This is a genomic window from Palleronia salina, from assembly GCF_900141995.1.
In the GTDB taxonomy this organism is placed as follows: domain Bacteria; phylum Pseudomonadota; class Alphaproteobacteria; order Rhodobacterales; family Rhodobacteraceae; genus Palleronia; species Palleronia salina.
Genome location: NZ_FQZA01000009.1, coordinates 22012 through 35789 on the forward strand (window position 1 = coordinate 22012; position 13778 = coordinate 35789).

At 69.7% G+C, this 13778-nt stretch carries 11 protein-coding genes; 2 read left to right on the plus strand and 9 right to left on the minus strand.

From position 1 onward, the window contains the following. Positions 1-145 precede the first annotated feature (145 nt). The gene (ileS, locus tag BUB76_RS12550; RefSeq protein WP_073129142.1) at positions 146-3148 is read left to right on the plus strand and encodes an isoleucine--tRNA ligase; all 3003 of its coding nucleotides are present in this window, start codon (positions 146-148) and stop codon (positions 3146-3148) included. A gap of 79 nt (positions 3149-3227) precedes the next feature. Here ileS and ccoS read toward each other — a convergent pair whose 3' ends face one another. The 9 genes from ccoS to fnrL all read right to left on the minus strand — a co-directional run bounded on the left by ccoS (position 3228) and on the right by fnrL (position 12337). Then, positions 3228-3386 (minus strand): cbb3-type cytochrome oxidase assembly protein CcoS, encoded by a 159-nt coding sequence (gene ccoS / locus BUB76_RS12555; RefSeq protein WP_073129143.1) that lies wholly within the window; start codon positions 3384-3386, stop codon positions 3228-3230. Then, entirely contained in the window at positions 3383-5527 is a 2145-nt protein-coding gene (locus BUB76_RS12560; RefSeq protein ID WP_073129144.1) for a heavy metal translocating P-type ATPase, read from the minus strand. Before BUB76_RS12560 ends, ccoS begins: the two co-directional genes overlap by 4 nt. Then, a complete protein-coding gene (locus tag BUB76_RS12565) occupies positions 5524-5967 on the minus strand; it encodes a FixH family protein (protein WP_073129145.1) in 444 nt (147 codons plus the stop codon). Before BUB76_RS12565 ends, BUB76_RS12560 begins: the two co-directional genes overlap by 4 nt. Beyond that, positions 5964-7502, minus strand: a complete 1539-nt coding sequence (gene ccoG / locus BUB76_RS12570) for a cytochrome c oxidase accessory protein CcoG (protein ID WP_073129146.1) — start codon at positions 7500-7502, stop codon at positions 5964-5966. Before ccoG ends, BUB76_RS12565 begins: the two co-directional genes overlap by 4 nt. A gap of 251 nt (positions 7503-7753) precedes the next feature. Beyond that, the gene (gene ccoP, locus BUB76_RS12575; protein WP_073129147.1) at positions 7754-8632 is read right to left on the minus strand and encodes a cytochrome-c oxidase, cbb3-type subunit III; all 879 of its coding nucleotides are present in this window, start codon (positions 8630-8632) and stop codon (positions 7754-7756) included. Next, a complete protein-coding gene (locus BUB76_RS17415) occupies positions 8629-8898 on the minus strand; it encodes a cbb3-type cytochrome c oxidase subunit 3 (RefSeq protein WP_084140649.1) in 270 nt (89 codons plus the stop codon). Before BUB76_RS17415 ends, ccoP begins: the two co-directional genes overlap by 4 nt. 10 nt (positions 8899-8908) lie before the next feature. Continuing rightward, a complete protein-coding gene (gene ccoO / locus BUB76_RS12585) occupies positions 8909-9730 on the minus strand; it encodes a cytochrome-c oxidase, cbb3-type subunit II (protein ID WP_084140650.1) in 822 nt (273 codons plus the stop codon). A 4-nt stretch (positions 9731-9734) separates the two neighbouring features. Then, a complete protein-coding gene (gene ccoN, locus BUB76_RS12590; RefSeq protein ID WP_073129148.1) occupies positions 9735-11330 on the minus strand; it encodes a cytochrome-c oxidase, cbb3-type subunit I in 1596 nt (531 codons plus the stop codon). A 266-nt stretch (positions 11331-11596) separates the two neighbouring features. Continuing rightward, a complete protein-coding gene (gene fnrL, locus BUB76_RS12595) occupies positions 11597-12337 on the minus strand; it encodes a transcriptional regulator FnrL (protein ID WP_073129149.1) in 741 nt (246 codons plus the stop codon). Positions 12338-12407: 70 nt separating this feature from the next. Between fnrL and hemN the strand changes: the two genes are divergently transcribed. Beyond that, positions 12408-13748, plus strand: a complete 1341-nt coding sequence (gene hemN, locus BUB76_RS12600; protein ID WP_073129150.1) for an oxygen-independent coproporphyrinogen III oxidase — start codon at positions 12408-12410, stop codon at positions 13746-13748. Positions 13749-13778: the final 30 nt, after the last annotated feature.

Here is a 13778-nt window from a genome sequence, read left to right on the forward strand (position 1 = left end):
AAGATGGCCCGGATCTTTCGCATCATACGAATTATCCGCCCGGTCGCCTGATCGTCTCAGGCTGCCGGGACAAGGCGCATGACCGACTGGCGCGCCGCCCTCATTCCAATCCTGCCCAGACCATCCACTTGCGGGGACCGATCCCATGTGCGCCGACACCACCGACACCAAGACCACGCCCGAATACAAAGACACGCTGAACCTGCCGCAGACCGACTTTCCCATGCGGGCGGGCCTGCCCAAGCGCGAGCCCGAGTGGCTGGCCCGCTGGCAGGAGATCGGCGTCTACGACCGCCTGCGCGAGAAGGACGGGCGGACGCCTTTCACCCTGCATGACGGCCCGCCCTATGCGAACGGGCACCTGCATATCGGTCACGGGCTGAACAAGACGATCAAGGACATGATCGTCCGGTCGCACCAGATGATGGGCTTCGACGCGCGCTATATCCCCGGCTGGGACTGCCACGGCCTGCCCATCGAGTGGAAGATCGAGGAGAAATACCGCGCCAAGGGCCGCGACAAGGATGCCGTCGACGTGGTCGAGTTCCGCAAGGAGTGCCGCGACTTCGCCGCCGAGTGGGTGGACATCCAGCGTGACGAGTTCCAGCGCCTGGGCATCACCGGCAACTGGGCCGAGCCCTACCTCACCATGGATTACCACGCCGAGGCGGTGATCGCGGGCGAGTTCCAGAAGTTCCTGATGAACGGCACGCTCTACCAGGGCTCGAAGCCGGTCATGTGGTCGCCCGTGGAAAAGACCGCGCTGGCCGAGGCCGAGGTGGAATACCAAGACCGCCAGGTCGACGCGATCTGGGTCAAGTTCCCGGTGGTCAGCGCCCAGTCCGACGCGCTGGACAGCGAAGCGGCCGTCGCCGCGGAAGAAGCGCCCCTGGAAGAGCGCGAGGCGATCCGCGCCGCGGTGGACAAGCGGCAGGCGCAGCTGGAATCGGCGTCGGTGGTGATCTGGACGACCACGCCCTGGACCATCCCGCAGAACCGCGCGATCTGCTTCGGCCCCGAGATCGGCTATGGCCTCTACGAGGTCACCGGCACCCCGGACGAGTGCTGGGCGAATGTGGGAGACCTGTACCTGCTGGCCGATGCGCTGGCCGAGCAGACCCTGTCGGCCGCGCGGCTGGAAGAGGGGCAGTATCGCCGCCTCCGCGACGTGCAGACCGACGAGATCAAGGCGCTGGTCTGTGCCCACCCGCTGCGCGGAGCCGCGGGCGCGGAGGGCGAGTGGGATTTCGACGTGCCGCTGCTGCCCGGTGACCACGTCACCGACGACGCCGGCACCGGCTTCGTGCACACCGCGCCCAGCCACGGTGACGACGACTTCCAGATCGGGCGCAAGCACGGGCTGCCCATGACCTACAACGTGCTGGACGACTCGAGCTACCGCGCCGACCTGCCGTTCTTCGGGGGCGAGCAGATCATCAGGCAGAACGGCAAGCCGGGCGGCGCCAACAAGGCGGTGATCGGCAAGCTGGTCGAGAGCGCGCGCCTTCTGGCCCGGTCGCGCCTGACCATCAGCGACGCGCATTCGTGGCGGTCGAAGGCCCCGGTGATCCGCCTGAACCGTCCGCAATGGTTCGTGGCCATCGACCGGCCCGTGGGCGACGGTCACGACGACTATGGCCGGACGATCCGCGAGCGGGCGCTGGCCTCGATCGACCAGCTGGTGGAATGGACACCCAAGCGCGGGCGCAACCGGCTGTATTCCATGATCGAAAGCCGGCCCGACTGGGTGCTGAGCCGCCAGCGCGCCTGGGGCGTGCCCATGACCTGTTTCGTGAAGAAGGACACCCAGCCCGACGATCCGGCGTTCCTGCTGCGCGACGCCGACGTGAACGCCCGCATCCTCGCCGCCTTCGAGGCCGAGGGCGCCGATGCCTGGTACGCGCCGGGCGCGAAGGAACGGTTCATCGGCGACGCGGCCGACCCCGAGCAGTACGAGCAGGTGTTCGACATCCTGGACGTGTGGTTCGACTCGGGCAGCACCCACGCCTTCGTGCTGCGCGACCGGCCCGACGGGACGGCGGACGGCATCGCCGACGTCTACATGGAAGGCACCGACCAGCATCGCGGCTGGTTCCATTCGTCGCTGTTGCAGGCCTGCGGCACCATCGGCCGCGCGCCCTACCGCGCGGTCGTGACCCATGGCTTCACGCTCGACGAGAAGGGCAACAAGATGTCCAAGTCGCTGGGCAACACCATCGTGCCCGAAGAGGTGGTGAAGCAATACGGCGCCGACATTTTGCGGCTGTGGGTGGCGCAGACCGACTATACCGCCGACCAGCGCATCGGGCCCGAGATCCTGAAGGGTGTCGCCGACAGCTATCGCCGGCTGCGCAATACCATGCGGTTCCTGCTGGGATCGCTGCCGGAGGAGGTGCCCGCATTGCCCGCCGAGCTGCCCGAGCTCGAACGGCTGATGCTGCACCGGCTGGCCGAGATCGACGGACAGGTGCGCGCCGCCTACAAGGCCTACGACTTCCAGCGCGCGTGGCGCACGGTGTTCGATTTCGCCACGCTGGACCTGTCGGCCTTCTATTTCGACGTGCGAAAGGACGCGCTCTATTGTGACGCCGAAGGCAGCCCGCGCCGCGTGGCCTGCGAGGCCGTGATGGGCGAGATCTACCAGCGGCTGGTCACGTGGCTGGCGCCGATCCTGGTCTTCACCATGGAAGAGGTCTGGTTGGAGCGGCACCCCGAGGCGGGCGCGTCCGTGCACCTGCTGGACATGCCCGAGACGCCCGAGACGTGGCTGGATCCGGCACTGGCCGACCGGTCGCGCATCGTGCGCGGCGCGCGCCGCGTGGTTCTGGGCGCGCTGGAGCAGGCGCGGCGGGACAAGGTCATCGGTTCGAGCCTCGAGGCCGCGCCGGTTGTGCACCTGTCGGGCGAGCACGCGGCCACCATCCGCGACGCCGAAACCTTCGCGGACCTGTGCATCACGTCGCAGATCACCCTGTCGTCCGACCCCGCGCCCGAAGGCGCCTTCACGCTGGACGACGTGCCGGGCGTGGGCGTGGTCTTCGACCGGGCCGAGGGACAGAAATGCGCGCGGTGCTGGAAAGTGCTGCCGGACGTGGGCACCCACGCGCATGACGATGTCTGCGGCCGCTGCGACGCCGCCCTTGACTAAGGGCTGACAAACGGGCGGGGGCGGATCGTGCTGCGCATGATCCGCCCCCGCGCTGATTTTTCTACGAAGACCCGCGTGCCTATGGCGCCGGGTGGTCGTCATGCTCGTCCGACAGGGCGCGGGCCTGGTCGCCGGCCGGATCCTCGTACTGGCCGGCGCGCAGCGTCCAGAGAAAGGCCCCGAGGCCCAGCAGGCCCAGCCCGGTCGAGACGGGAATCAGGATCGTCAGAACGTTCATTTGAACCGTCTCACCGCGTTCAGGGTCACCGTGATCGACGACAGGGACATGGCCAATGCCGCCACCAGTGGCGAGGCATAGCCCAGCACCGCCAGCGGCACCGACACCACGTTATAGGCGACGGCCAGCCCGATATTCTGGCGCATCCGCGCCATGGCCCCGCGCGCGGTCCAGAGCGCATCGGTCACGCCGCCCAGCCCGCCGCGCAGCAGCACCACGTCGGCGGCCGAGCGCGCGGCGTCGAGCCCGCTTCCCGGGCTGATCGCGGCGTCGGCCACCGCCAGCCCGCCGGTGTCGTTCAGCCCGTCGCCCACCATCAGCACCCTGTGCCCGGCGGCGCGGCGGTCCGCGATCCAGTCGACCTTGCCCTCGGGCGTCAGCCGCGCCTGCGCCGCCGCGATGCCCAGCGCGCCCGCGATGCGCGCGACGGCGCGGGGGCCGTCTCCTGACAGAAGCGCCATGTCCATGCCGCGCGCGCGCAGGGCGGTGACGGTCGCCTCGGTCTCGGGCGCGATCCGCTCGGCCGTTTCCAGCGGGCGGGGGGCGCCGTCGCCGGTGTCGAGGAAGGCAGAGGGCCCGTCGCTCTCGGGACCGGCCCAGCCGGGGCGCCCCAGCCGGATGCGGCGGGTGCCGTGCGTGGCTTCGAGACCCAGGCCCGGGTGCTCGGTCAGCCCGTCCACTTGGGCGGGTGAAATGTCGCGGGCGTCGGCTGCTGCCACGATGGCGCGGGCCAGCGGGTGGCGCGAGTGCCGGGCGAGGCCGGCGGCCAGCGCCAGGTCGTCGTCGGCCAGTTCCGTCGCCAGCCGCACCTCGCCCGTGGTCAGCGTGCCGGTCTTGTCGAAAGCCACCGTGTCGATCTGCGACAGCCGCTCAAGCGCGGTGTCGGACTTCACCAGCATCCCGTCGCGGAACAGCCGCCCGGTCGCGACGGTCGACACCACCGGCACGGCCAGGCCCAGGGCGCAAGGGCAGGTGATGACCAGCACCGAGATCGCCACGTCCAGCGACAGCCACGCGTCGCCGGTGACCAGCAGCCAGCCCGCGAAGGTCGCCGCGCCCAGCCCGTGCACCAGCGGGGCGTAGAGCCGCGCGGCCCGGTCGGCGATGCCGGCGTAGCGGGTGCGCTGCGCCTCGGCGGTGGCCACGATCTCGGCCATGCGGGCGAGCGCGGTGTCCCGCCCCGCGCGGTCGACGCGGACCTCGACGCTGCCGGTCAGCGCGATCTCGCCCGCCTGCACGGCGTCGCCGATCCCCGCCGGGGCGGGCGCGCTTTCGCCGGTCAGGGCCGATCGGTCCAGGTCGGTCGCGCCGGACAGGATGGTGCCGTCGGCGGGCAGCCTGTCGCCCGGCAGCAGGCGGATGCGGTCGCCGGGCACCAGGCTGTCGGCGGCCACGACCCGCGTGCCGTCGGCCGTGACCAGCAGGGCCTGCGGCGCCTCGAGCGCGGCCAGCTCGGCCGCGGCGGATCGGGCGGCGCCGCGGCCCGCGCGTTCCAGGTAGCGGCCCACCAGGAGGAAGAATGTCAGCGCCAGCGCCGCGTCGAACCAGCCCGCCCGGTCCGACAGCCCGAAGGCCTGCGCCAGCGACGCCCCCGAGGCCAGCACGATGGCCAGCGAGATCGGCACGTCCATGTTCAGCCGCCCCGCGCGCAGCGCCGACAGGGCCGAGCCGAAGAACGGCTGCGCGGCGTAGGCGACGGCGGGAATGGCGATCATGGCCGAGACCAGGTGGAACACCTGCGCCGTGGCCCCCGTGGCGCCGGACCAGACGGCCACCGACATGAGCATCACGTTCATCATCGCGAAGCCCGCCACCCCGATGCGGGTCAGCAGGCGGCGCAGTTCCGCGTCGCGGGGGCCGAGGCGGCCCCTGTCCAGCGGTTGCGCCCGGTGGCCCGCCCGCGCCAGCGTGTCGATCAGCACCTGCGACGACAGGCCCGGCGCGGCGACCGAGACCCGCTTCTGCGTCAGGTTCACCCGCGCCGACAGCACGTCGGGCAGGGCGGTCAGCGCCCGCTCGACGCTGGAGATGCAGCCGCCGCAATGGATGTCGGGCAGGTGCAGCAGGTGGGTGGCGTCCGGCGTGGCGGCGCGCGGCCCGGGGACCGCACCCGCGCAGGCGGGGCAGGCGGCGACGCTCATGGGTTGACCCGGATCCGCAGCGCGTGGCGATAGGGCGTGCCGTCGGGCGCGCTGGCCGCGATGTCGAGCCGCCAGATCCCCGGCGCGAGGACGGCCCGCGCGGTGCCTGCCGCGTCGAGCTCGAGGGCCGCATCGTCGCGTTGCTCGGTCGGGCGGCCCACATGCACCGAAAGGTCGCGCACCGGGGCGGGGGTACCGGCCGCGTCCAAGATGGACAGGTGCAGCATCCCCTTGCGATAGGCGGCCTGCGCCTCCCATCCCAGGGCGTCCTGCGCGTCGCGCCGGTCCTCGAAGGACTGGCTGGCGACGTAGGAATTGGCGACCTCCAGCCCCGGGAAGCTGCGCACGGCATTCACCGCCAGCGCCAGGTTGACCGAGATGATGATGCCGAAGCCGCCCACGAACATGGCGGCCACGTGGCGCCCTTTCAGTTCGGTCATGGCGTGTCCTTTCCGTTGAAGTTGGTGTCCACATGGGCGCGCTCGCCGCTGGAGAGGTCCTGCACCCAAAGCCGCAGGTCGGTGCGGTCGCGGTTCGCTGCGGGGGCGTCGGGCGGGGCGGTCAGGTAGACGCGGACCCGTTCCTGCGTGTCGGCGGGCACGGTGACGATCTGGCCCGGCGCGCCCTCGACCGACAGCGCGACGGTGGTGTCGAGCGACGGGGACAGCAGGAACGATCTCTCTTCGCCGTTCTTGTTCAGCACCCGCACGTCGTAGGCGTTGCGCACGCTGGCGTCGGACAGGGTCACGAAGGTGGGGTTGCGCACCGGCGCGACCGTCATCTCGATCTCGGGGCGGACGAACAGGGCAAAGACCAGCGCGACGCCCACCAGCGACCAAAGCGCGAAATAGACGATGTTGCGCGGGCGCAGGATGTGGCGCCACGCCGAGACGGGCGCGCCGCCCGCCGCCTCGCGCGGGGCATCGCTGAGCGCGACGTAGTCGATCAGCCCGCGCGGGCGGCCGACCTTCTCCATCACCTGGTCGCAGGCGTCGATGCACAGCGCGCAGGTGATGCAGGCCAGTTGCTGGCCGTCGCGGATGTCGATGCCCATGGGGCAGACGTTCACGCAGGCGTTGCAGTCGATGCAGTCGCCGGGCTGGGCCAGCCGGTCGGGCACCGACAGGCGCGGCGTGGTGGTCGTGTCGGGCACGCCGGGCATGGGGATCAGCGGCGCGCGCCCGCCCAGCTGCGGGCCGGTCACGCGCAGCTCCTCGGCCATCTCGCGCCGCTTGAGCCCCTTGCCGCGCGGCTCGCCCCGCCAGTCGCGATAGGCCACGGTCAGCGTGCCGTCATCCATCATCGCGCCCTGGATGCGCGGCCAAGGGCACATGTAGATGCAGACCTGTTCGCGCATGAAGCCGCCGAAGGTGAAGGTCGTGGCGGTCAGGATGGCGATGGTGAACCACGCCACCGGCGGGGCCTGCAGCGTGAAGAGGTCCCGTGCCAGCGTGGGTGCGTCGGCGAAATAGAACACCCACGCGCCACCCGTGGCGACCGAGATCAGCAGCCACGCGGCCCAGGTCGTGCCCTTCAGCCGCAGCTTGCGCCCTGTCCAGGGGGCGTTGTGCAGCTTCATCCGGGCGTTGCGGTCGCCTTGGATCCAGCGTTCGACCACCAGGAACAGGTCGGTCCACACCGTCTGCGGGCAGGCGTAGCCGCACCAGACCCGCCCCAGGGCCGCGGTGAACAGGAACAGCCCCAGCCCCGCCATGACCAGCAGGCCCGCGACGAAGTAGAATTCGTGGGGCCAGATCTCGATCCAGAAGAAATAGAAGCGGCGATTGGCCAGGTCGATCAGCACCGCCTGGTCGGGCAGGTTCGGCCCCCGGTCCCAGCGCAGCCAGGGGGTGATGTAGTAGATGGCCAGCGTCACCGCCATGATCGCCCATTTCAGGCGGCGAAACTTGCCGTTCACCCGGCGCGGGAAGATCGGCACGCGGGCAGCGTAAAGCGAGGTGTCTTTGTGGGACATGTGTGGAGAGTCCTTCATATCGGCCCCTCAATGGCGCCTCGCGCCGGCCTTCGCCTTGATGTGGATCAAAGGAATTGGCGCGACCGGAGCATCCGCCTGCGGCGCCCTGTCGCGCGGGGCCGCCGGGATGCGCCATGCACGCGCCGCCGCGGCCGCGCGCCGGCGCCGGACAAAAAAATGGGCGGCGGGCTCTCCACTTCCCGCCGCCCCCAGGGGGCACGCCCGCCTGCGCTGGACGTGCGCGCAAGCCCCTAGTTCGTCGCGGGGTCCTCCTCGGTGCCCCCGCCCAGCCCGTGGACATAGGCCGCCACGGCCTTCAGCTCGGCCTCGCTCAGGAACTTGCCCCAAGCGGGCATCACCCCGAACGGCCCGCGCGAGATCGAGTGGGCGATCTGGTCCTCGCTGCCGCCGTAGAGCCAGATGGCGTCGGTCAGGTTGGGCGCGCCCAGCGACTGGTCGCCCTTGCCGTCCATCCCGTGGCACGAGGTGCAGTTCATGTCGAAAAGCTCGCCCCCCGGGCCAGCCAGCGGGTCGGTGCCGTCGGGCAGGGACATGACATGGGCGGTCAGCGTGGCGATTTCCTCTTCGCTCAGGATCTCGCCGAAGGCGGGCATCTGCGACCAGCGCGCGTCGGGGTCGTCCTCGTTGCGAATGCCGTGGCGGATGGTGGTGGCGATGGTGTCGATGTCGCCGCCCCAGAGCCACGCGTCGTCCAGCAGGTTGGGATAGCCGATCCCGCCCGCCGCGCCCGCGCCGTGGCACTGGGAACAGTTGGTGCGGAACACCGCCGCGCCCGCGTCCCGGGCAAAGTCCTGGACCTCGGGGTGGTCGCCCAGCGCGGCCAGGTCGGTCTCGACCAGGCGGTTGCGCATGGGGGCCTGGGCGTCGTCGACGGCCTGGATCTCGGCCGCCACGTCGCCGCGCGTGGACCAGCCCAGCAGGCCGCCGGTGGCCGACGTCACCATGGGCCAGGCGGGGAACAGGATCACGTAGATCACCCCGAACAGGATGGTGGCGTAGAAGGTCCAGAGCCACCACCGCGGCAGCGGGTTGTTCAGTTCCTCGATACCGTCCCACTGGTGGCCGGTGGTTTCCGTCCCGGTGACGGGATCGATGCGTTTGTTGCTCATTTCAGGGCCTCGAGGGTCTTGGCGCAGGTGCAGTCGGGGCAGGCGTTGGCGCAGCCCGCGATGCGCGGAGCGGCGGGGCCAGAGGGCGCGCGCGCAACCGGCACCGTCGCGGCGTCGTTGCGGAAGGGCGTCATCGCCGCGTCGTCGTGGAGGGGGCGCGAGCCGGGCCGGAAGGCCCAGCCGATGACCCCGAGGAAGATCAGCGTCAGCGCCAGGAGCGCCCAGCTGTCCGCGAATTCGCGCAGAAGGGAATAGGTGTCCTGCATGGCGGTCTCCTTACCGGCTGGCGTCTGCGGTGAAGGTCGAGAAATCGACCAGCGTGCCCAGCATCTGCAGGTAGGCGATGAGGGCATCCATCTCGGTCAGCTGATCCTGGCCGTCGAAATTGCGGACCTGCGCGCCGGGATAGCGTTCCAGCAGCCCGTCGATGTCGCCGAACGGGTCGACCTGCACGCGGAAGTCGGCCTTGGCCTCGGCGATCATCTCCTCGGTATAGGGCACGCCCACGATGCTGTGGGTCTCCATCACCTCGTCGATATGGGCGCCGTCCAGGGGCGTGCGCAGCAGGTAGTCGTACTTGGGCATCACGCTTTCGGGCACGACCGTCTGCGGGTCGATGAAGTGGTCCACGTGCCACGCGTCGGAATAGCGACCGCCCACCCGGGCCAGGTCCGGCCCGGTGCGTTTCGAGCCCCACTGGAACGGGTGGTCGAACATGGACTCGGCGGCCAACGAGTAGTGGCCATAGCGCTCGACCTCGTCGCGCATGGGGCGGATCATCTGGCTGTGGCAGACATAGCACCCCTCGCGCAGGTAGATGTCGCGGCCCGCGAGCTCCAGCGGCGAGTAGGGGCGCACGCCCTCGACCTCCTCGATGGTGTTCTCCAGCCAGAAGAGCGGCGCGATCTCGACCAGGCCCCCGATGGTGACCACCGCGAAGGAGGCGACCAGCAGCAGCGTGGCTTTGCGTTCGAGGATCGCGTGCTTCTGGATGAAGCTCGAGTGATGCGGAAGCTCGTTGGGGATGCCCCCATCGCCGGGCTGGGTGACCTTGGGGTCGTCCTCGGGGTTCGGGATTTTCTTGTTGTCGTCGGTCATGGGATCACTCCGCGGGAACGGTGGTGGTGACGGGGGTGGCTTGCGGCTGGCGGATGGTCATCCACATGTTCCACACCATCACCAGCGCGCCGGTCAGGTAGAGAACGCCGCCCAGGCCCCGCACCAGGTACATGGGAAACTTGGCCGCCACGGTGTCGGCGAAGGAGTTCACGAGGAAGCCGTTCGCGTCGACCTCGCGCCACATCAGGCCTTCCATGATCCCGGTGACCCACATGGACGCCGCGTAGAAGACGATGCCGATCGTGGCGAGCCAGAAGTGCAGGTTGATCGCCGCCATCGAGTGCATCTGCTTGCGGCCCCAGAGCTTGGGCGTGAGGAAGTAGATGCAGGCGAAGGTGATCAGCCCGTTCCAGCCCAGGGCGCCGGAATGCACGTGGCCGATGGTCCAGTCGGTATAGTGGCTGAGGCTGTTGACCGCGCGGATCGACATCATCGGGCCTTCGAAGGTGGACATGCCGTAGAAGGCGAGGCTGGCCACGAACATCCGGATGATCGGGTCGGTGCGGATCTTGTCCCAGGCGCCTTCCAGCGTCATCAGGCCGTTGATCATGCCGCCCCAGCTGGGCATCCACAGGATGATCGAGAACACCATGCCCAGCGTCGAGGCCCAGTCGGGCAGCGCGGTATAGTGCAGGTGGTGCGGACCGGCCCAGATATACAGGAAGATCAGCGCCCAGAAGTGGATGATCGACAGCTTGTAGCTGTAGATCGGGCGCCCGGCCTGCTTGGGCACGAAGTAGTACATCATGCCCAGGAAGCCCGCGGTCAGGAAGAAGCCCACGGCGTTATGGCCGTACCACCACTGCACCATCGCGTCCTGCACGCCGGCGAAGACCTGCACGGATTTCGAGCCCCAGATGCTGACCGGGATGCTGAGGTTGTTGACCACGTGCAGCATGGCCACGGTCACGATGAAGGCCAGGAAGAACCAGTTGGCGACGTAGATGTGCCGCTCGCGCCGCTTGATGATCGTGCCCAGGAACACCGCCAGGTAGGCCACCCAGACGATGGTCAGCCAGATGTCCACGTACCACTCGGGCTCGGCGTATTCCTTGGATTGCGTGGATCCCAGCAGGTAGCCGGTGGCGGCCAGCACGATGAAGAGCTGGTAGCCCCAGAAGACGAACCACGCCGTGTTCCCGCCCCAGAGCCGCGCGGCGCTGGTACGCTGGACCACGTAGAAGGACGTGGCGATCAGCGCGTTGCCCCCGAAGGCGAAGATCACCGCCGAGGTGTGCAGCGGGCGCAGGCGACCGAAATTGGCGTAGCCTTCCGACCAGTCGAAATTCAGCACCGGGAAGGCCAGCTGGAACGCGATGAAGGTCCCCACCAGGAACCCCGCCAGGCCCCAGAAGGCGGTGGCGATGACGCCCGCGCGGATGGGGCCGTCCATGTAGCTGCCCTGGTCGGCCAGGGGGGGCGGATCGTCCACCGACCGCAGTTCCCACAGGAACAGGCCGCCGGCGATCAGCATGATCAGCACGGCATGGACAGAATAGGCCAGGTCGCGTCCCCAGTCGGCCGCCACGGCGGCGAAGATGGCGACAAGCGCGTAGGCGGTGAGGCGAAAATACTGCATGGCGTCCCCTGAATGCCGGTCGTCCCGCGAAAGGGGACCGTTCAGGCGGGAGGTCGCACATCCGCGACGGCGCAACATTGACATGGATCAAGGGATGGATCGCGCCCCGGCGGGGCGCGTCCCGACGGGGTGTCAGGAATTTCGATCCGAAATTCTGGCGGGTTTTCTTTGAAAAATCGGGCTATCGGCCGCTTCGGCAAGGACCCCTGGGGCGCGCCGGGCGCCATGCGTTTGGCGTCGGGGCCGACGAGGCCCGCGGCAAAATGTCAGGCGATGGGCGCGCCGTCCCCGTCATCGCCGGCCTCGAAGGCCAGCGCGTCGTAGTCCAGGATGCGGATGTCCTGGCGGCTGGGCACCTCGATCAGGCCGTCCTTGCGCAGGGCGGTGATCTGGCGGCTGATGGTCTCGATCGTCAGGCCCAGGTGATCGCCCATCTGCTCGCGCGACATGGGCAGCGCGACCAGGATCTTGCCCGATGGCCGCGCCATGCCGCGAATCGAGCGCTGGCGCTGTGCCAGGTTCAGAAGAAAGGCGGCCAGCTTCTCACGCGCGGTCATCCGGCCCAGCACCACGGCCCAGTCGCGCGCGGCGTCGAGCTCGTCCAGGGTCATGGTCAGAAGCCGCGAGGCCACGTGGGGCGTGTCGCGGACGATTCGCTCGAAGGCCGTGCGCTCGAACCGGCACAGGGTCACCTCGCTCAGGGCGGTGACGTCGAAGGGCGACGTGGCGCGCCCCGGGCGGCCGATGAAATCCGACGGCAGCAGAAGCCCCACGGTCTGGCGGCGCCCGTCCTCGAGCGTGCGGGACATGGCCGCGCAGCCCTTCACCAACGACGAGAAATGCGACAGCGGCTCGCCCGCACGGGCGAGGGGCGTGCCGACCGGGACGGTCTTGTAGCTTTTGGCGCGCTCCAGCATCGAAAGCTCGTCCGCCTCGCACTCGGCGCAGATGGCGTTGTGGCGGATCGGGCAATTGCCGCAGGCGATAACGGGATCATGGGCTGTCATGGCGCCAGATTATGCGTCCGCTTGACTTGGATCAATGCCATCGCGGCGTCGCGGGCGGCAGGATCGCGACATGACAGATGATCCGCTCACCACCGCCCTCCTGACGGCGCGCGTCCCGCGCTATACCTCGTACCCGCCCGCGGACCGGTTCGGACCGGAAGTGGGCAGCGCCGCGAAGACGCGCTGGCTCGGCGAGATCCGACCGGGCGCGCGGATCGCGCTCTATCTCCACGTGCCGTTCTGCCGCCGGCTGTGCTGGTTCTGCGCCTGCCGGTCGCAGGGGACGCAGGCGCAGGCACCGCTCGAGCGGTATCTCGACACGCTGGCGGACGAGATCGCGCTGACCCGCGCCGCGCTGCCCTACAATGTCGAGGTGGCCAGCCTGCACCTGGGCGGGGGCACGCCGACGATCCTGTCGGCCGATCAGCTCGACCGGCTTGGCGCATTGCTGGGGGAAGGATTCTGTTTTGCATCGGGCGCCGAGGTCTCGGTCGAGATCGATCCCTGCGATTTCGGGCCGGCGCGACGCGATGCCCTGCTGCGGCTGGGTCTCAGCCGGGCCTCGATCGGGGTGCAGGATTTCGACCCGCTCGTGCAGCGCGCCATCGGGCGGCTGCAATCGGCCGAGGAGACCGCGCGCGCGGTCGACCTGATCCGGGGGGGCGGTATCGGGTCGCTGAACGTGGACCTGCTTTACGGCCTGCCGCACCAGACGCCCGCGCGGCTTCTGGCGACGCTGGATACGACGCTGGGCTTCATGCCGGACCGGATCGCGCTCTACGGCTATGCCCACGTGCCCTGGGCGGCGAAGCGGCAGAAGCTGATCGACGCGACGGCCCTGCCGGGGCCGCGCGAGAGGCTTTTGCTGGCCGACACGGCGCGCAGCCGCCTGATCGCGGAAGGCTACGTGCCGATCGGGATCGACCATTTCGCCCGCCCGGGCGATTCGATGGCGCTGGCCGCGGCGCAGGGCGCGTTGCGGCGGAATTTCCAGGGCTACACCGTGGATGCCGACCTGCCACTGGTGGGGCTGGGGCCCTCGGCGATCTCGCAGTTGCCGCAGGGCTTCGTCCAGAACGCGCCCGCGACGGCGCTGTGGGCGCAGGTGGTGGAACAGGGGCAGCTTCCCGGCGCCCGCGGGATCGCCGTCGGGCCTGCCGCCCGCGCCATGGGGCGCGTGATCGCGGCGCTGATGTGCGACGGCCGGGCCGATCTTCCGGGGCTGACGGGTGATCTGGCCCCGGACATGATCGCGCGGGCGCACGCCGCGCTGGACGCGCTGCCCGGGGCCGGACGGCTGGACAAGGACGGCGTGCTGGAACTGGAGGACATCCGTTTTGCCCGGCTGGTGGCCCACCGGATCGACAGCGCCGCCGAGACCGGGCCGGGACGCTACAGCCAGGCCTGCTGAGCCGCCGCCAATCGCCGGTTGCGGCAGCGC

Excerpts from the sequence above, each read along its gene's own strand:
- ileS (WP_073129142.1), top strand. The coding sequence starts at position 146 with ATGTGCGCCGACACCACCGACACCAAGACCACGCCCGAATACAAAGAC.
- ccoS (WP_073129143.1), bottom strand. The coding sequence starts at position 3,386 with ATGAACGTTCTGACGATCCTGATTCCCGTCTCGACCGGGCTGGGCCTG.
- BUB76_RS12560 (WP_073129144.1), bottom strand. The coding sequence starts at position 5,527 with ATGAGCGTCGCCGCCTGCCCCGCCTGCGCGGGTGCGGTCCCCGGGCCG.
- BUB76_RS12565 (WP_073129145.1), bottom strand. The coding sequence starts at position 5,967 with ATGACCGAACTGAAAGGGCGCCACGTGGCCGCCATGTTCGTGGGCGGC.
- ccoG (WP_073129146.1), bottom strand. The coding sequence starts at position 7,502 with ATGTCCCACAAAGACACCTCGCTTTACGCTGCCCGCGTGCCGATCTTC.
- ccoP (WP_073129147.1), bottom strand. The coding sequence starts at position 8,632 with ATGAGCAACAAACGCATCGATCCCGTCACCGGGACGGAAACCACCGGC.
- BUB76_RS17415 (WP_084140649.1), bottom strand. The coding sequence starts at position 8,898 with ATGCAGGACACCTATTCCCTTCTGCGCGAATTCGCGGACAGCTGGGCG.
- ccoO (WP_084140650.1), bottom strand. The coding sequence starts at position 9,730 with ATGACCGACGACAACAAGAAAATCCCGAACCCCGAGGACGACCCCAAG.
- ccoN (WP_073129148.1), bottom strand. The coding sequence starts at position 11,330 with ATGCAGTATTTTCGCCTCACCGCCTACGCGCTTGTCGCCATCTTCGCC.
- fnrL (WP_073129149.1), bottom strand. The coding sequence starts at position 12,337 with ATGACAGCCCATGATCCCGTTATCGCCTGCGGCAATTGCCCGATCCGC.
- hemN (WP_073129150.1), top strand. The coding sequence starts at position 12,408 with ATGACAGATGATCCGCTCACCACCGCCCTCCTGACGGCGCGCGTCCCG.